The 18,816-nt window shown below is 37.0% G+C and carries 17 protein-coding genes; 16 read left to right on the top strand and 1 reads right to left on the bottom strand.

Annotated features, from left to right (window positions below; translation table 11 throughout):
• The first annotated feature begins 151 nt into the window (after window positions 1–151).
• From pfkA to ACMW72_RS07755, 14 genes are all read left to right on the top strand, one after another.
• Complete coding sequence (gene pfkA, locus ACMW72_RS07820) at window positions 152–1,111, top strand: 6-phosphofructokinase (protein WP_418368285.1); 960 nt, start codon at window positions 152–154, stop codon at window positions 1,109–1,111.
• Window positions 1,112–1,139: 28 nt separating this feature from the next.
• Window positions 1,140–2,888, top strand: coding sequence for a pyruvate kinase (pyk, locus tag ACMW72_RS07815; protein WP_418368284.1), 1,749 nt, complete (start codon window positions 1,140–1,142; stop codon window positions 2,886–2,888).
• A 255-nt stretch (window positions 2,889–3,143) separates the two neighbouring features.
• The gene (locus ACMW72_RS07810; protein WP_418368283.1) at window positions 3,144–3,569 is read left to right on the top strand and encodes an acyl-CoA thioesterase; all 426 of its coding nucleotides are present in this window, start codon (window positions 3,144–3,146) and stop codon (window positions 3,567–3,569) included.
• A gap of 11 nt (window positions 3,570–3,580) precedes the next feature.
• Window positions 3,581–3,976 carry an FxsA family protein gene (locus tag ACMW72_RS07805; RefSeq protein ID WP_418368282.1) on the top strand — a complete coding sequence of 132 codons (396 nt, stop codon included), beginning with the start codon at window positions 3,581–3,583 and terminating at the stop codon, window positions 3,974–3,976.
• A gap of 251 nt (window positions 3,977–4,227) precedes the next feature.
• On the top strand, window positions 4,228–5,565 hold the full coding sequence (locus ACMW72_RS07800) for a citrate (Si)-synthase (protein WP_418368281.1): 1,338 nt from the start codon (window positions 4,228–4,230) through the stop codon (window positions 5,563–5,565).
• Window positions 5,566–5,814: 249 nt separating this feature from the next.
• Window positions 5,815–7,110, top strand: a complete 1,296-nt coding sequence (gene icd / locus ACMW72_RS07795) for an NADP-dependent isocitrate dehydrogenase (protein WP_418368280.1) — start codon at window positions 5,815–5,817, stop codon at window positions 7,108–7,110.
• An 87-nt stretch (window positions 7,111–7,197) separates the two neighbouring features.
• Window positions 7,198–8,136 carry a malate dehydrogenase gene (mdh, locus tag ACMW72_RS07790; protein ID WP_418368279.1) on the top strand — a complete coding sequence of 313 codons (939 nt, stop codon included), beginning with the start codon at window positions 7,198–7,200 and terminating at the stop codon, window positions 8,134–8,136.
• Between the two features lie 135 nt (window positions 8,137–8,271).
• On the top strand, window positions 8,272–9,114 hold the full coding sequence (locus tag ACMW72_RS07785; protein WP_418368278.1) for a fumarate hydratase: 843 nt from the start codon (window positions 8,272–8,274) through the stop codon (window positions 9,112–9,114).
• 23 nt (window positions 9,115–9,137) lie between these two features.
• Window positions 9,138–9,695, top strand: a complete 558-nt coding sequence (locus tag ACMW72_RS07780) for a Fe-S-containing hydro-lyase (protein ID WP_418368277.1) — start codon at window positions 9,138–9,140, stop codon at window positions 9,693–9,695.
• A gap of 234 nt (window positions 9,696–9,929) precedes the next feature.
• Entirely contained in the window at window positions 9,930–11,555 is a 1,626-nt protein-coding gene (locus ACMW72_RS07775) for a peptide ABC transporter substrate-binding protein (RefSeq protein WP_418368276.1), read from the top strand.
• Window positions 11,556–11,653: 98 nt separating this feature from the next.
• Window positions 11,654–12,586 carry an ABC transporter permease gene (locus ACMW72_RS07770; protein WP_418368275.1) on the top strand — a complete coding sequence of 311 codons (933 nt, stop codon included), beginning with the start codon at window positions 11,654–11,656 and terminating at the stop codon, window positions 12,584–12,586.
• A gap of 2 nt (window positions 12,587–12,588) precedes the next feature.
• Window positions 12,589–13,509, top strand: a complete 921-nt coding sequence (locus ACMW72_RS07765; RefSeq protein ID WP_418368274.1) for an ABC transporter permease — start codon at window positions 12,589–12,591, stop codon at window positions 13,507–13,509.
• A gap of 13 nt (window positions 13,510–13,522) precedes the next feature.
• Window positions 13,523–14,548: an ABC transporter ATP-binding protein gene (locus ACMW72_RS07760; RefSeq protein ID WP_418368273.1), complete on the top strand. Its 1,026-nt coding sequence runs from the start codon at window positions 13,523–13,525 to the stop codon at window positions 14,546–14,548.
• Window positions 14,538–15,518, top strand: coding sequence for an ABC transporter ATP-binding protein (locus ACMW72_RS07755; RefSeq protein ID WP_418368272.1), 981 nt, complete (start codon window positions 14,538–14,540; stop codon window positions 15,516–15,518). The genes ACMW72_RS07760 and ACMW72_RS07755 overlap by 11 nt, the downstream gene beginning before the upstream one ends.
• A 205-nt stretch (window positions 15,519–15,723) precedes the next feature.
• On the opposite strand, the gene ACMW72_RS07750 is transcribed toward ACMW72_RS07755, so the two are convergent.
• The gene (locus tag ACMW72_RS07750) at window positions 15,724–16,119 is read right to left on the bottom strand and encodes a DUF3899 domain-containing protein (RefSeq protein ID WP_418368271.1); all 396 of its coding nucleotides are present in this window, start codon (window positions 16,117–16,119) and stop codon (window positions 15,724–15,726) included.
• Window positions 16,120–16,288: 169 nt separating this feature from the next.
• On the opposite strand from ACMW72_RS07750, the gene ACMW72_RS07745 reads away from it, so the two are divergent.
• Together ACMW72_RS07745 and pnpS are read left to right on the top strand one after the other, a co-directional pair.
• Window positions 16,289–16,996 (top strand): response regulator, encoded by a 708-nt coding sequence (locus tag ACMW72_RS07745; protein ID WP_418368270.1) that lies wholly within the window; start codon window positions 16,289–16,291, stop codon window positions 16,994–16,996.
• Window positions 16,993–18,765 (top strand): two-component system histidine kinase PnpS, encoded by a 1,773-nt coding sequence (gene pnpS, locus ACMW72_RS07740; protein ID WP_418368269.1) that lies wholly within the window; start codon window positions 16,993–16,995, stop codon window positions 18,763–18,765. The genes ACMW72_RS07745 and pnpS overlap by 4 nt, the downstream gene beginning before the upstream one ends.
• The last annotated feature ends 51 nt before the right edge of the window (window positions 18,766–18,816 follow it).

The following is an 18,816-nucleotide window of genomic DNA, read 5'->3' as shown; positions in this document are numbered from 1 at the left end:
AAAAAAGATAATAAAAAAAGGCCCTTTCATGTTATACTACTATATGAAAATAAATAAGGGTACCCTAAAATAAGGGTACACTCTTTTTTATCATATATGGACTTAATTTGTCCCTGTTGGACATTTTTAGATAATAGAAAGAGGTGTGATGATGAAACGTATTGGTGTGTTAACAAGTGGAGGAGATGCACCAGGAATGAATGCAGCCATTCGGGCTGTAGTTAGAAAGGGTTATTACCACGGATTAGAAGTATTCGGGATTTACCATGGATATAGTGGTTTAATCAATGGTGAGATTGAAAAGCTGGATATTGGCTCTGTAGGGGATATTATACATAGAGGCGGAACGATTTTATATACAGCGAGAAGTGAAAAATTTAAAACCCCTGAAGGGCAAAAACAAGCAATTGAACAGTTAAATAAGTATGGAATTGAAGGTCTTGTTGTCATTGGTGGAGATGGATCATTCCGTGGTGCGCTTAAATTAGCTCAACAAGGAATTTTAACGGTTGGTGTTCCTGGAACCATCGATAATGATATTCCTGCAACTGATTTTACGATTGGCTTTGATACAGCGGTAAATACCGTCATCAATGCCATTGACAAAATTCGCGATACGGCTACTTCCCATGAAAGAACATACATCATTGAGGTCATGGGAAGAAATGCCGGCGATATTGCTCTATGGTCAGGATTAGCAGACGGGGCTGAGTCGATTATTATTCCTGAAGCTTACTATGAAATGGATGAAATTATTGAACGATTAAAGCGTGGCCATGAACGGGGTAAAAAACATAGTATTATTATTGTCGCAGAAGGCGTTGGCAGTGGCATTGAGTTTGGAAACAAAATTAAAGAAAAAACTGGATTTGAAACAAGGGTGACGGTATTAGGTCATATTCAACGAGGCGGTTCACCAACTGCTTTTGACCGTGTACTTGCTAGTCGTCTTGGTGCTGAAGCAGTTGAATTATTAATAAAAAAGCAGTCTGGAAAAATGGTAGGGATCAAAAATAATCAGATTATCTCTGTAAGTATTGAAGAGGCACTAATGCAAAAACATACAGTAGATTTATCATTATATCAATTGGCAAGTATTTTAGCCATATAATGGAATATTGAAAGGATGTAGTTTGTATATGAGAAAGACAAAAATTGTTTGTACGATTGGGCCTGCTAGCGAAGAAGTTGAAGTTTTAAAAGAATTAATTCATGCAGGAATGAATGTAGCACGTTTGAACTTTTCTCATGGGGATTATGAAGAGCATGGGAGGAGAATAAAAAATATTCGACAAGCAGCCAAAGAAACAGGCAAGACGGTGGCCATTCTTTTAGATACAAAAGGTCCAGAAATTCGTACCGGTATTCTAGGAGTACCTGAAGTTGAACTAAAACAAGGAGAAACCATCATTCTAACGACTGAAGAAATTGTTGGCGATAAAAACCGCGTCTCTGTTAGTTATCAAGGTCTTCCACAAGATGTACATCCAGGCTCAAAAATTCTCATTGACGATGGATTAATTGGCTTAGAAGTTGAAAAAATTGAAGGAACTGAAATCTATTGCAAGATTTTAAATTCAGGAATTTTAAAAAGTAAAAAAGGGGTTAATGTACCAGGTGTAAAAATCAATCTTCCAGGTATTACACAAAAGGATGCAGATGATATCCGTTATGGTATTGAGCAAGGAATCGATATTATTGCTGCTTCCTTCGTTCGTAAAGCAAAAGATGTTTTAGAAATAAGAGAAATTCTTGAAGAATATAACGCCGATATATTAATCATTTCGAAAATTGAAAACCATGAAGGTGTTGAAAATATCGATGAAATTCTCCAAGTCTCTGATGGAATTATGGTTGCAAGAGGAGATTTAGGAGTTGAAATTCCTGCGGAAGAAGTTCCTCTTGTTCAAAAAATGATTATCGAAAAATGTAATAAAGCTGGAAAACCAGTCATCACTGCAACGCAAATGCTCGATTCCATGCAACGAAACCCAAGGCCCACTCGTGCAGAAGCGAGTGATGTTGCAAATGCGATTTTTGATGGAACCGATGCGATTATGTTATCTGGCGAAACGGCCGCAGGAAAATACCCGATCGAATCTGTTGCTACAATGGCTCGAATCGCATTGCGAACGGAAGAGGCCTTAAATTATTCTGAGATTTTCCGTAAAAGAAGTACGTTGCAACAAACCAACGTTACCGATGCAATTAGTCAAGCGGTGGTTAATACTGCAATTGATCTGAATGCAAATGCGATTTTAACTCCCACTGAAAGTGGACAAACAGCAAGACTCGTTTCCAAATATCGCCCTAAAGTTCCCATCATTGCTATTACCCCACATGAAAAAGTAATGAAAAAGTTAAGCCTAAATTGGGGTGTATATCCACTTTTAGGGAAAAAAGTTGAAAGTACTGACGAAATGTTAAAAGAATCTGTAGATACAGCAATAGGAGCAGGATATATTAAACATGGCGATCTGGTCGTCATCACTGCAGGTGTTCCCGTAGGGAAAGTAGGAACAACCAACTTAATGAAAGTACACTTGGTTGGAGATATTGCAGTAAAAGGTCAAGGGATTGGGAATAAGATCATCACAGGAAAAGTAGTAAAAGGGAAAACGGCAGAAGAGATTGAAGCAAAGATGGAAGAAGGCGCAATATTAGTAACGATTGCAACCGATAAAGAGATGATGAAATCTTTTGAAAAAGCTGCTGCAGTGATTACAGAAGAAAGTGGACTAACTTCTCATGCGGCAGTCGTTGGAATTAGTCTTGGTATTCCTGTCATTGTAGGCGCTGAAAATGCCTATGAAAAGTTTGAAGATGGAATGTATGTAACTGTTGATCCTGAACGAGGACATGTTTACGCAGGAAATAAAATGATTTAGTATGGTATAAAATAGGAGAGGCTGTGTAAACAGTCTCTTTTTTTGAGAATGGCTTGTCTATAGGTTTGTATATTCCAACGCGCTTTGTTGTTAGCCACTTTTTTTTTTAATAATGATTTAGGTGAGAAAGTGGCTACCAAAAGTCGCTGCTTATATACAAACCTAATAAGCTGGCTTGCTATGCTTTATAAGCGTTGGAATATACAAACATATTTTTAAGTTGTCTGTTTGGAATTGAGATAGGAGGAAAAGCTGATGGAATGGTTTGAGACAGAGATTCGAGTACGATATCAAGAGACCGATCAAATGGGAGTAGTTTACCATGCCAATTATTTTGTTTGGTTTGAAGTCGCCCGTACAGAAATGATAAGAAATTTTGGAATTGATTACAAAATATTGGAAAATATAGGATTATATCTGCCGGTTGTCGATGTCCGTTGTCAATATAAAGTATCCGCAAAATATGATGATGAAATTATCGTCAGGTCAAAAATTACAGAATACAATAGTTTAAGAATAAAGATAAAATATGAAGTGATCCGTAAAGAAGACGGAAAACTCTTGGCTACTGGCATGACTGAACATGTGTGGTTAGACAAAGACTATCGGCCTGTACGTTTAGATCGTTTTGCACCAAATATCCATCAAATTTTACAAGCCAAAATCAACCCAAAAAACTAGGAGGTATTCCTTTGTTTAGAACGATTGTAGTATTGATGATCATTGTTCCTGCTTTAGAAATCTGGGGAATTGTGAAAGCAGCAGAGTGGATTGGTGGACTAGAGACTCTATTAGCGATCATTGCAACTGGAGTTATTGGTGCCTATTTAGCGAAGAAAGAAGGAATGAGAATCTGGATAAAGGCACAAGAAGATTTAAGGAATGGGCGAATTCCTGGGCAAGCTATTCTTGACGGGATTTGTGTTTTTTCAGGCGGATTACTTTTATTAACTCCAGGATTTTTCACAGATACGATCGGTTTTTTATTGATATTTCCCTTTACTAGAAGTTTTTTTCAATATTACATAAAAAGATGGTTAGAAAAGAAGATTCGCAATGGCCAATATTATATTTTCATCCGACGTTAAAGGTTAGAAGAAGCGAAGTCGAATATATGAAGTAGTTCATTGAAATATTTGTACCAAAAAATATAATTTTTGAGAAAATTTCGATTACTAGTTCACAAAATAGTTGAAATAGTTTACAATATAATCAAACAAGAAGAAGGGCAATCTACATGCAGGTGTATAATTCTGAAAATTTATTATTTTGAGGATATTGTTCATCCTCTAACATGGTAATTAATTTTAAAAAAGGGGAGAGGTAAGGAGGTATTCAGATGTCAACTTTAAAGAACGTGCTTGCGAAAAAAATTGAAGAACACAGAAAAAGAACAACAAAGCTGTTAGTAGAATATGGGGACGTAAAGATTAGTGAAGTCACAATTGCGCAAGCGATCGGAGGAATGAGAGGGGTAAAAAGTTTAGTAACAGACATTTCCTATTTAGATCCATATGAGGGGATTCGGTTTAGAGGTTATACCATTCAAGAAGTAATGGAGAAATTACCAAAACCTGAAGGTAAAGAGTATCCATATGTGGAAGGTTTTTTGTATCTACTATTAACTGGTGATATCCCTACAAAAGAGCAAGCTTTAGAAGTAGTAGAAGATATGAGGAAGAGATCTCAAGTACCTCAATATGTATTTGATATGCTAAGAGCGTTACCAAGAGATTCACATCCCATGGCGATGTTCTCTGCAGCAATCGTATCCATGCAAAGAGAATCTGTATTTGCAAAGGCTTACAGCGAAGGTAAACTTAATAAATACAACAGCTGGGAATACATGTATGAAGATGTATTAAATTTATTGGCAAAGCTTCCACAAATCGGTGCATTTATTTATCGATTGAAATATAAAGGAGATACGCAGATTGATCCAGATCCAAATCTAGATTTTGGCGGTAACTTCGCTTATATGATGGGAATCGATCCACCATATGATGAAGTAGCAAGAATGTATTTCATTCTTCACTCTGACCATGAAAGCGGTAACGTTTCTGCTCATGCTACTCACTTAGTCGCATCTGCGCTTTCTGATGCCTACTACTCTCTCGCTGCAGGTATTAATGGCTTAGCTGGTCCGCTTCATGGCCTTGCAAACCAAGAAGTACTTGCTTGGATTCAAAAATTCATGGAAAAATTTGGTGGAGGAGTTCCTACAGAGGAGCAATTAAAACAAGCGGTATGGGATACGCTTAACAGCGGGCAAGTCATTCCTGGCTATGGTCATGCTGTGTTACGTAAAACTGACCCAAGATATACAGCGCAAAGAGAATACTGCTTAAAATATTTACCTGATTATCCATTATTCCAACTTGTAAGCAAACTTTATGAAGTCGTACCTGATATTCTCAGACAACATGGCAAAGCAAAAAATCCATGGCCAAACGTAGATGCTCAATCTGGTGTCATTCAATGGTACTATGGTCTAACAGAATATGATTTTTATACCGTGCTGTTTGGAATCGGAAGGGCTTTAGGAGTTCTATCGAATATTACTTGGGATAGAGCGCTTGGATATCCAATAGAAAGGCCAAAGTCAGTAACAACTGATATGTTAGAGGAATTTGCTAGACAGGCTCAAGAAGCAAAGGAAAACGGACATAGTGCTTAATCTTCAAAGATAGGGGAAATGTTTCGAAAGCGTTTCCCCTTGATCATGAATAATAATTATAATATATAAAAATTTTAGAAAAGAACAAAAAATAGATTGACGTTCTATTCTGTTTGGATACAGAATAGAAATAGGACAAGGGATATCAAGAAAATCATTCTTGAAAATCTCATTTGTGTAAATAGGAAATTATACAAATGTATAATTTCTTATCAATAATTATTATGGAAAATGGGGAGGTAACTGAAGATGTCAATTTTTGAAAAGTTCGACATGCCAACAAGGGGAGAAAAGATTACGATTGAAAATGGGAAATTAAATGTACCAAACAATCCAATTATTCCATTTATTGAGGGGGATGGAACTGGGCCAGATATTTGGGCTGCAGCTGTAAGAGTATTAGATGCAGCTGTTGAAAAGGCGTATAAGGGCGAAAGGAAAATCGAATGGTTTGAAGTATATACAGGAGAAAAGTCCTTTGAAAAATGGGGCGAATGGTTACCAAAAGATACATTAACAGCATTAAGAGAGTATTTAGTTGGGATTAAGGGGCCTTTAACAACACCGATTGGTGGAGGAATTCGTTCTTTAAACGTTGCTTTACGTCAAGAATTAGATCTTTATGCATGTGTACGTCCAGTTCGCTATTTCAAAGGCGTTCCTTCACCTGTAAAACATCCAGAGTGGACTGATATGGTCATCTTCCGTGAGAATGCAGAAGATATATATGCTGGAATTGAATGGCAAGAAGGAACAGAAGAGGTTAAGAAAGTCATTAATTTCTTAATTAACGAAATGGGAGTTAAGAAAATTCGTTTCCCAGAAACATCAGGTATTGGAATTAAACCAGTATCAAAAGAAGGTACATACCGTCTTGTACGTGCTGCCATTCAATATGCATTAGATAATAATCGTAAGAGTGTAACGCTTGTTCATAAAGGGAACATCATGAAGTTTACAGAAGGTGCATTTAAAAATTGGGGTTATGAAGTTGCTGAGAAAGAATTTGGCGATAAGGTATTTACATGGGCTCAATATGACCGTATTGCTGCTGAACAAGGTACAGAAGCTGCGAACAAGGCTCAAGAGGAAGCGCTTGCAGCTGGTAAACTTTTAATTAAGGATGTTATTGCTGATGCTTTCTTACAACAAATCTTAACCAGACCAAAAGAATATGATGTCATCGCTACCTTAAACTTAAATGGAGATTATATTTCTGATGCTCTTGCTGCTCAGGTTGGGGGTATTGGAATCGCTCCTGGAGCAAATATCAACTACGATACAGGTATAGCATTATTTGAAGCAACTCATGGTACGGCACCAAAATATGCAGGATTAGATAAAGTGAATCCGTCTTCTGTAATCCTTTCTGGCGAAATGATGTTACGTTACATGGGTTGGAATGAGGCAGCAGACCTTATTATTTCTGCAATGGAAAAAACGATTTCTAATAAAACCGTTACTTACGACTTTGCTCGCTTAATGGAAGGAGCAACTGAACTGAAGTGTTCCGAATTTGGTGATGAGTTAATCAAAAATATGTAATAATTTAAAAAATATGCAGGTAGAAAGGATATTTGTACCTGCAGATTGAATATTTCTATAATATAAAATGATTTAGAAGGGAAAAAAATGGTTTTTACACGTAGAAAAATTGCTGTCATCGGTGCTGGTTATACTGGTGCAACGACAGCCCTTTATTTAGCTCAAAAGGAATTGGGAGATATTGTACTCTTAGATATTCCTCAATTAGAGAATCCAACAAAAGGGAAAGCGTTAGATATGCTTGAAGCTACTCCTGTATTAGGAGTCGATGTGAATATTATTGGTACTAGCAATTATGATGATATCAAAGATTCGGACCTTGTCATTATTACAGCTGGTGTTGCTAGAAAACCAGGTATGAGCCGCGACGATCTTGTCAATACAAATGCGAATATCATGAGATCGGTGGCAGAAAAAGTAAAAGAATACGCTCCAAATTCATATGTCATTGTGTTGTCTAACCCGGTTGATGCAATGACGTATGTTGCATATAAGATAACAGGTTTTCCAAAAGAACGGATAATCGGTATGGCTGGTGTTCTTGACACTGCACGTTTCCGTACATTTGTTGCTCAAGCCCTTAATGTATCCGTGGAAGATGTGAACGGTTTCGTGCTTGGTGTGCATGGCGATACCATGGTTCCTTTAATTCGTTACTCCTATGCTGGTGGAATTCCTTTAGAAAAATTATTACCAAAGGATCAATTAGATGCGATTGTTGAGCGTACTCGCAAAGGAGGCGGGGAGATTGTTAACTTATTAGGAAACGGTAGTGCTTACTACGCGCCAGCAGCTGCTCTGACTCAAATGGCAGAAGCCATTTTAAAAGATAAGAAGAGAATCATCCCAACCATCGCCTATTTAGAGGGAGAATATGGTTATAATGACATCTGTTTAGGCGTACCTACTCTTATCGGAGGAAATGGCATCGAGAAAGTATTTGAGCTAGAATTAACTGAAGAAGAAAAAGCTGCATTAGACAAATCAGCGCAAGCCGTTGAGAATATCATAAAACTTGTTAGATAACATTATTCATAAAGTGAGCTTAACACCCCGGAGAGATTTTCCGGGGTTTTTTAAAAAAAAAAGCATTTCTAAACCGAAGATTCAAAAAATTATGGTACAATAAAATAAATGATTTATTGGCTGGGGGGAAAAGTAGTGAGAGAAATACATGTGGATCAAATTATAGACGCTGTAGCACAAATGGTTCAAGAAGCAAATTATGATTTAGGAAGGGATGTTGAAAACGCTATCAGGAGTGCATTAAGTACGGAGGAATCGCAAACAGGTAAGGATGTACTAAATCAATTACTACAAAATTATGATATTGCTAGAACAGAAAGAGTCCCAATTTGCCAAGATACAGGGTTCGCCGTTTTTATTGTGGAATTAGGGCAAGATGTTCATATTGTGGGGGGCAATTTAAATGATGCGATAAATGAAGGAGTTCGCCGTGGTTATCGGGATGGATATCTACGCAAATCCATTGTTGGCCATCCTTTAGAAAGGAAAAACACTGGAGATAATACACCAGCAGTTATTCATGTAGAAATCGTTGATGGAGATCAAATTAAGATCCACATGGCTGCTAAAGGTGGCGGTAGCGAAAATATGTCCTTTGTTAAAATGATGAAACCTTCAGATGGAGTAGAAGGAGTAAAAGAATTTATTATCGATTGCGTAAGACAGGCTGGACCAAATCCCTGCCCACCTATCGTCGTTGGTGTTGGAATCGGTGGAACATTTGAAAAAGCTGCTTATTTAGCAAAGAAATCATTATTCCGGGAAGTTGGAAAACGTAGTCACTTAGAAGACATTGCAAGGTTAGAAGAAGAGCTGCTAGAGAAAATCAATAAATTAGGGATTGGGCCTCAGGGATTAGGTGGGAGAACGACTGCCCTTGATGTTCATATTGAGATTTATCCTGCTCATATTGCTTCATTACCAGTAGCTGTTAATATTAACTGCCATGCTTCACGACATAAAGAAGTAGTGTTATAAAAAGGAAGAAGGGAGAGAGAAAAATGGCAACGATTCATATAACAACTCCTGTCACCGCTGAAGAAGTATCTAAGTTAAAAGTTGGGGATCAAGTATTGATCTCAGGTGTGATTTATACAGCTAGAGATGCTGCACATAAACGCTTAGTCGAATTAGTTGAACAAGGACAGGAATTACCGTTTGATATAAAAGATCAATTTATCTATTTTGTTGGCCCAACTCCAGCAAAACCAGGTCAAGTGATTGGTTCTGCGGGTCCAACAACTAGTTATCGCATGGATAAATATTCGCCGACTCTGTTAGATCTTGGTTTAAGAGGAATGATCGGAAAAGGAAGTAGGAGTCAAGAAGTAAAAGATTCGATGGTTAAGAATAAAGCAGTCTACTTAGCCGCTGTTGGCGGTGCCGCTGCTTTAATTGCCAAAACGATTAAAAGCGCAGAAGTGATTGCATACGAAGATTTAGGAACAGAAGCGATCCGAAAATTAGTCGTTGAGAACTTTCCTGCAATTGTCGTCAATGATGTCTACGGAAATGATCTCTATATCCAAGGTGCTGCACAATATCGAATCGATGACTAATCATATGAAGCCAGCCATAAAGTATAGAGATAAAATTTTTCTTGTCATTCAAAATTTTTTATGTATAATTGGTAGTGTGATTTTATGATGTTTATTTTTTTTTTTAATAATTGATGTTAACTAAAAATTTTGAAAATTCTAATTCATTTTATGAATTAGGTAGAAGATTAAGGTTGTTTATCAACCTTAATTTATAAAAAAATAAAAATAAAGATAAAAATAGGGGGTTAACTTATGAAAAAATTAAACAAATGGCTTGCACTTATGTTAGCGATCATCATGGTTGCAAGCGTTGGCTTAGTTGGTTGTGGTGGTGGAAGCTCAACCGGTGAGAAAGCACAACCAGATAAAGAACAAGTTTTAAAATTAAATGCAAGAACTGAACCACCAAGTTTAGATCCAGCTACGGCAACTGACTCTACTTCAGGGGATATCTTACGTGAAGTAATGGAGGGCCTTGTTCGACTAAATGAGAAAAGCCAAGTAGAGAAAGGTTCCGGTGTTGCTGAAGACTGGACAATTAGTGAAGATGGTCTTAAGTATACCTTTAAGTTGAAAAAGGGTCTGAAATGGACCAATGGTGATCCTGTAACAGCACATGATTTTGAGTATGCATGGAAACGCGTATTAGATCCAAAGACTGCTGCTGACTATGCGTATCAATTATTCTATATAAAAAATGCCGAAGAGTATAATGCAGGTAAAGCAAAAGCGGAGGATGTAGGGGTTAAAGCAACTGATGATTATACTTTGGAAGTGGAATTAAAAGCCCCAACACCATATTTCTTGCAATTAACAGCATTCTATACTTTAATGCCTGTTAACAAAAAAGTAGTGGAGGCTAACAAAAACTGGGCGGCTGAAGCTTCTACTTATGTTTCAAACGGCCCATTCAAATTAGCGAAATGGGAACATGATAAAGAAGTTGTGTTGGAGAAAAACCCAGACTACTGGAATAAAGATAAAGTTAAACTTAACAAGATTACTTGGGCAATGATAAACGATGAGAACACTGAGTATCAATTATATCAAAACAATCAATTGGATATTGCTATACCACCAACTGATCTAACCAAAGAGTTAATCGATAAAGGTGAGGCAAAAGCTGAGCCAATATTAGGTACTTATTGGTACCAATTTAATGTGAAAAAACCACCATTCAACAATAAATATATTCGTCAAGCATTTGCAGCAGCGATTGACCGTGAAGCGTTGATTAATAATGTAACAAAAGGTGGCCAAATTCCTGCATATGCTTTAGTTCCACCAAATGCTTCTCCGGATATGGGAGCTGATTTCCGTAAAGAAAACGGGGATTTTGTGAAAAAACCAGCTGATGCAAAAGCATTGTTACAAAAAGGTTTGCAAGAACTAGGGCTTAAAACATTGCCAAAAGTAACTCTTCTTTATAACACAAATGAAGGCCATAAGAAGATTGCTGAGGCGATCCAAGCAATGTGGAAACAAAACCTTGGCGTTGACGTTGAATTGAAAAACCAAGAATGGAAAGTATATCTTGATACCTTAAATGCTGGCGATTTCCAAATTTCTCGTATGGGTTGGTTAGCGGACTATATGGATCCCATGACATTTATTGATTATTTTGTAACTGATGGTGGAAATAACAATACAGGATGGGGGAACAAAGAATACGATGCATTAGTTCAACAAGCAAAATCTACTGGGGATCAAAAAGTTCGCATGGATGCTATGTTAAAAGCAGAGAAAATTCTAATGGACGAAATGCCAATTGCACCAATTTACTATTATACTCGAGTATATATGCAACATGATAATGTAAAAGGCGTAGTTCGTCATGCCGATGGTACCACTGAATATGCTTGGGCTTATATAGAGTAGATAATAATATCGAGTAGTTAAGGAAACAGAGAGGTATGCTATGATGTAGTATACCTCTCTAATTCCGTCTTTTACCCATTTCTCCGGAGGTGTTATACTTGCTAAGATATGTACTACAAAGATTAATGATGTTATTGGTCACGTTATGGGTAGTTATCACACTAACATTTATACTCATGCATGCCATACCTGGTGATCCTTTTACTTCAGAGAAAAAATTACCTGAGTCAACCATTCAAAATTTAAAAGCTTTTTATGGATTGGACAAACCTTTACTCGTTCAATATGTGAATTATTTGAAGAACATCGTTGTTCATCAAGATTTTGGCCCATCTTTTAAATCGAAAACATTAACAGTAAATGATTATATTGCAAGTAACTTTCCTGTTTCTGCTCAACTAGGTATTCAGTCATTGTTAATAGCACTTGTTTTTGGGTTGACCTTAGGAGTCATTGCTTCCCTTAGGCATAATACTGCATTAGATTATACAGCGATGATTATTGCTGTTTTAGGGGTTTCTGTGCCAAATATCGTCTTAGCTCCTATTTTGATCAATATTTTTGCAGTGAAACTCAAGTGGTTCCCAATTGCGATGTGGGGAACATTTGCACATACGGTATTACCATCGATTGCATTAGGGGCTCATTCGATGGCTGTCATCGCACGATTAATGCGTTCCAATATGCTTGAGGTACTTAACCAAGATTATATTCGTACGGCTCGTTCAAAAGGGCTTAGTTCTTTTGTTGTTGTCTGGAGACATACAATTCGAAATGCAATTTTACCCGTTATTACCATTTTAGGTCCATTAGCCGCTACATTATTGACTGGTACATTCGTTGTCGAGCAGATCTTTGGTATTCCTGGTCTTGGAAAATACTTTGTTCAAAGTGTTAGTGACCGAGATTACCCAATGATTTTAGGGACCACGATTTTCTACAGTGCAATTCTGATTACGGCTAATTTTTTAGTAGATATTGCATATGGACTGATTGATCCAAGAATCAAAATAGGAGCTAAGGGGGAATAAGAATGCCAGAAATCACAAAAGACAGCTTCAAACGAATTGAAAGAGACATCCATCAGTCAGAGCAAATTAGCCGTCCTAGTATCAATTTCTGGCAGGATGCATGGCGACGCCTGAAGAAAAACAAGTTAGCGATGGTGGGCTTAGGAATTATTATCTTTTTAATATTAATGGCGATTATTGGTCCACATTTGACCCCATATGATTATAAGACACAAGATCTAAGTAATACGAATCAACCAATATCAGCAAAGCATTGGTTTGGAACAGATGATTTAGGGCGAGATGTATTTGCGAGATCTTGGGAAGGAGCGCGTATCTCATTATTTATCGGTTTTGCAGCTGCGATGTTTGACCTTTTAATAGGAGTAGTATATGGTGGTATTTCTGGATTTAAAGGTGGAAAAATTGATCAAATTATGATGCGAATTGTGGATGTCCTTTATGGACTACCTTATCTAATCGTGGTTATATTGCTTATGGTTGTAATGGATCAAGGACTTTTTCCGATCATTGTAGCATTAGCTGCTACTGGTTGGATTGGAATGGCGCGTTTAGTTCGAGGACAAATTTTGCAACTAAAGCAGATGGAATTCGTATTAGCTGCTAAAACACTTGGGGCTGATACAAAGAGATTACTCTTTACTCATTTAATTCCAAATACGTTAGGTCCAATTATTGTCAGTATGACATTATCTGTACCAGGTGCGATATTTGGTGAAGCATTTTTAAGTTTTATTGGACTAGGCGTTACACCTCCGCTTGCTAGCTGGGGAACAATGGTCAATGATGCTGTTGTAACAATCATCTCGGGTTACTGGTGGCGATTATTTTTCCCAGCAACCTTAATCTCACTAACGATGTTTGCATTTAACGTTTTTGGAGATGGATTACGAGATGCATTAGATCCTAAATTACGAAAATAAGGGAGGAGCAAGTATGGCTGAAAAAATACTACAAGTTAAAGACTTAGAAGTCTCCTTCTTGACATATGCTGGAGAGGTGAAAGCGGTACGCGGCCTTTCGTTTGATGTGGAAAAAGGGGAAGCAGTCGCTATTGTTGGTGAATCAGGTAGTGGAAAAAGTGTTACTTCTCAAGCCATCATGAAATTAATTCCTACACCACCTGGTGTATACAAAAACGGCCAAATTTTGTTTGGCGGCAAAGATCTAATTAAACTTTCAAATAAAGAAATGGAGTCGATTCGCGGTTCGGAAATCGGAATGATCTTTCAGGATCCAATGACATCGTTAAATCCAACGATGACCGTGGGAAGACAAATTGCTGAAGGGCTTATGAAACATCATGGGTTAAACAAATCTGAGGCAATGAATCGTGCTGTTGAAATGTTGAAGTTAGTCGGTATACCAAATCCTGAAGTTCGTGTAAAACAATATCCCCATGAATTTAGCGGAGGAATGAGACAAAGGGTAATGATCGCAATCGCCCTTGCATGTAGTCCAAAATTATTAATTGCTGACGAACCGACAACAGCGTTAGACGTAACGATACAGGCACAAATTATTGACTTAATGAAGGACTTGCAAAAGAAAATGAATACTTCAATAATTATCATTACTCATGATTTGGGTGTTGTAGCGGACATTGCCCAAAAAGTGATTGTCATGTATGCTGGGAAAGTTGTAGAACAAGGTTCTGTAGATGAGATTTTTTACAACCCACAACATCCATATACTTGGGGATTATTACGTTCTGTACCAAGATTAGATTCAAAGGGAAACCGTTTAGAGTCGATCGAAGGGACACCGCCAGATTTATTATCACCTCCTAATGGTTGTCCATTTTACCCCCGTTGTCCTTATGCGATGGAAATCTGTACGGCCCATTTCCCAGATGAAACCGAAATTTCACCAACACATAAAACGTATTGTTGGTTACAACATCCTGATGCACCAAAGGATGACGTTCCGGTAAAAATAGGAGGGGCTTATCATGGAAAATAAAAATACACAACAAACAAACAACGATTATATTTTAGAAGTAAAAGACTTGAAGAAATATTTCTATGTAGGAAAAGGTGTTGTAAAAGCGGTTGACGGTGTTACTTTTCAGGTAAAAAAAGGAGAAACATTAGGACTAGTCGGTGAGTCTGGTTGTGGAAAATCAACGACTGGAAGAACAATCATTCAATTATATGAACCTACAGGCGGAGAAATTATCTTTAAAGGGAAAAAAATTGAAAAATTAAAAGGAAAAGAACGAAAACAATTTAACCGTGAAATGCAGATGATCTTCCAAGACCCTTATGCATCCTTGAATCCAAGGATGACAGTAGCAGATATTATTGGTGAAGGTATTGATATTCATAATTTGGCTACAGGCAAGGAAAGAATGGAACGCATTTATCATTTGTTAGAAACGGTTGGTTTGAATAAAGAACATGCAAACCGTTTTCCTCATGAATTCAGTGGTGGTCAAAGGCAAAGGATTGGGATTGCGAGAGCACTGGCAGTTGAACCAGATTTTATTATTGCTGATGAACCTATTTCAGCTCTTGACGTTTCCATTCAAGCGCAGGTCGTTAACTTGCTTCAAGATTTACAAAAAGAAAAAGGTTTGACTTATTTATTTATTGCCCATGATTTATCAATGGTGAAACATATCAGTGATCGAATCGGAGTAATGTATTTAGGGAATTTAGTGGAGTTGGCCGAGAGCGTTGAATTATATGAAAACCCGTTACATCCATACACGGAAGCATTATTATCTGCGATTCCATTGCCAGATCCCAAGTTATCTCGTACAAGAGAAAGGATTATTCTAGAAGGAGACGTTCCAAGCCCGATGAATCCACCAAGTGGATGTCGTTTTCGAACTCGTTGCCCAAAAGCCATGCCAGAGTGTGCAATTGAAACACCAAAATTAAATGAAGTAAAGCCAGGCCATTTTGTTGCTTGTCATTTATATAACTAATGAAATAAAAGACACCTTTATCGATCAATCAATAAAGGTGTCTTTTTTTATCGCTTGTATGTTCTAACTCTGATTCTAACCTTACGGCTTTTCCTTAATAAACAGTCGGTAGGAAAGCTCATTCGCTAAGTCTTACTTAGTTTATAGAATCATACAAGCCAAAAAAGAAATAAACGGACAACGGAGCGCACTGAAATATACAAACCTATTTTAATAGGAGAAATAAAAATAGGATTGCTTGGATAATAAGAATTATTGCGATGAATAATGGGAGGTAGATAAAAAGTTCATATTTAGCTTTCTTTTTTCGTAGGATGATCTCTTTCGGAACTTTATCTTTTTCTTGGCTCCAATGAGTTGAATCGGTATAAGGGTCTTCCCTAAAAAACATTTTCTTCCATCCAAGCCAAAATACATGAAAGAAACCAGAAATGTGAACAATCCCAATTCCACTGATTAATAACAAACTTAAACCGATCATAAACGTTGTATTCGAATAATTTAATAGGAAATTTCCTTCTCGCATATAGGCATAAAGAATAGAAACGAGTGTAAAGAAAAGACCGAGCATAACACGGATCAACCAAATTCGCTTTTTCATATTCATCTTCTCTCTCAAAATGATATATTACCAATAATCATGAGGTATTATATGATATTTTAAGCCTGAATCTCAATAGGATATAGCAATGTAAATAAAAATATTATGAGACTTATGTAGAAAAATGATAAAATAAGAATAGGAAAGTATGAAAAGGAGTGGGACGATTTTGCCCAAAAAGATCTTAGTTGTCGATGATGAACCATCGATTGTAACTCTGGTTAAATTTAACCTGGAAAAAACAGGGTTTGATGTGGAAACAGCCTTTGATGGCAGACAAGCAGTGGAACGATGTGAAAAAGAACCATTCGACCTTATGGTGCTTGATGTAATGCTGCCTGGGTTAGATGGATTAGAGGTCTTAAAAGAATTAAGAACAAAACAGATCAATATTCCCATCTTAATGCTAACAGCCAAGGATGACGAATTTGATAAGGTCTTGGGACTTGAGCTTGGCGCCGACGATTATATGACAAAGCCATTTAGTCCAAGAGAATTAACGGCAAGGGTGAAAGCTGTTTTACGGAGGTTATCTTCAAATCCCTCATATACTGAAGAAAAAGAATTAGAAGAAATACGAATTGGAGATTTAGTCATCGAACCTGAAAAATTTGAAGCTAGATTAAAAGGTCAATTATTAGAACTGACGCCAAAAGAGTTTGAACTTTTACTCTATTTAGCCAAGAACCAAGGGAAAGTGTTAACACGAGATCAATTATTAAATGCAGTGTGGAACTATGATTTTGCTGGAGATTCAAGAATTGTCGATGTTCATATCAGTCATTTGAGGGAGAAAATTGAAGAAGATACCAAGCAGCCGAAATACATTAAAACAATTCGTGGAATTGGTTATAAATTTGGTGATCCGCAAAAATGAAAAAATTAAAAACCCGTTTGACGATGACGTATATCATACTTATCGGAATTTTTGTGATAGGTTTAGGTATTTTTCTAGCGAAATTAATTGAAGAAACTTATATTGATGCAATCGGTGAGCGGCTAACAAAAGAATCAACCCTCTTACGTGAAGAAATTTCCTGGGTAATTAATCGCAGCGATACAAAAGCCCTTAACGAAGAAGCAAAACAGATTAAAGAAAAGTTGAATACAAGAATTACAATCATCGATGTAAATGGAAATGTACTTGCAGAATCAGATTTTGATAAGGATAAAATGGATAATCATGCTTCTCGTCCAGAATTTAAAAAGGCATTAGCTGGTCAAGTGGGAAAAGAAATACGCTATAGTCGCACATTAGGAATGAAAATGTTATATATTGCTTCACCTGTTTATTACGGTCAACATCAAGTAGGAGCTGTTCGTTTGGCGATTCCGTTTAGAGAAATCGAAGATTCTATCAACTCTTTTTGGTATAGTCTTGTCTTTGGTTTAACGATTGTTTTTCTCATTACGATTTTTATAAGCAACCAAGTGGCTTCGAAAATTACAAGACCGATCGAACATATTATCTATATTGCCAAACGAATCACGAATCGAGATTATCGTGCGCGTGTGCATATCCATACCCAAGATGAGATTGGGCAATTGGGTGCAGCGATTAATTTAATGGCAGACAGTTTACAAAACCAGATTGATATGATTCACGAAAATCAAAGCAAATTAAGTACGGTTCTCAATCATATGACATCAGGAATCTTACTCGTAGACAAAAAAGGAAAAATCATTTTGGCTAATCCTGCTCTAGAATGGCTCCTTGGAGTTAAAAATGAGGATATCATTGGCAAATATCATATGGAAGTTGGTCCAAATTACCTATTAAGTGAATTGATTGAACGGTCATTAAACACAGGGGAATCTATCCGAACAGAGATTGATACCCATTATCCTACGAAAAAATCTTTAGATAGTAGTTTAGCTCCTATCCTTGATGCTAAAGGTGAAATCAATGGTGTTGTAGCTGTTTTACATGATATTACCAAATTAAAAAATTTAGAAAATATGCGTAAAGAATTTGTAGCAAACGTATCTCATGAATTGCGTACACCCATTACAGCTGTAAGGGGATTTGCTGAAACTTTATTAGACGGAGCAATGAAAGATGAGGAAACCTGTAAGTCCTTTCTGCAAATTATTTATAAAGAAAGTGATCGTCTCCATCGTTTGATTAGTGACCTTCTTGATCTATCTAAAATTGAATTTAATCAAGATCTCCTAAAATATACTCTTGTTGATCTAAAGTCATTTATTGAATCCACTGTTGAAATGATTCGCCCTGAAGCAGCCAAAAAGGAACTTACAATCATTCAAGAATTAAGTTCGCTTCAAGCAGAAGTGGATGAGGATCGCTTGCGACAAGTGGTGATTAATCTCTTAACCAATGCCATCAATTATACTCCACCGAAAGGTACGATTACGATTCGCCTATATGAATATTCGGATCAACTCTTTGCAATTGAAGTAGAAGACACGGGAATCGGAATTCCGAAGAAAAGTTTACCGAGAATTTTTGAACGGTTTTATCGGGTAGATAAGGCAAGATCAAGGGAATCTGGAGGAACTGGTTTAGGACTAGCTATAGTGAAACATATTGTTGAGTCCCATGGGGGGAATATCAAGGTGGAAAGTGAAGTGCAAAAGGGAAGTAAATTCACGATTCTACTCCCGAAAAAAAGATATAAGGTATAGATTTTTAATAGGAGAATAGATTATGTTATGAAACTCTTGAGAGGAGAAAAG

Source organism: Tepidibacillus sp. LV47, from assembly GCF_048381575.1.
Lineage (GTDB): Bacteria > Bacillota > Bacilli > Tepidibacillales > Tepidibacillaceae > Tepidibacillus.
The sequence above is the reverse complement of the archived record's forward strand: the minus strand, read 5'-3'. Positions and strand labels throughout refer to the sequence as shown.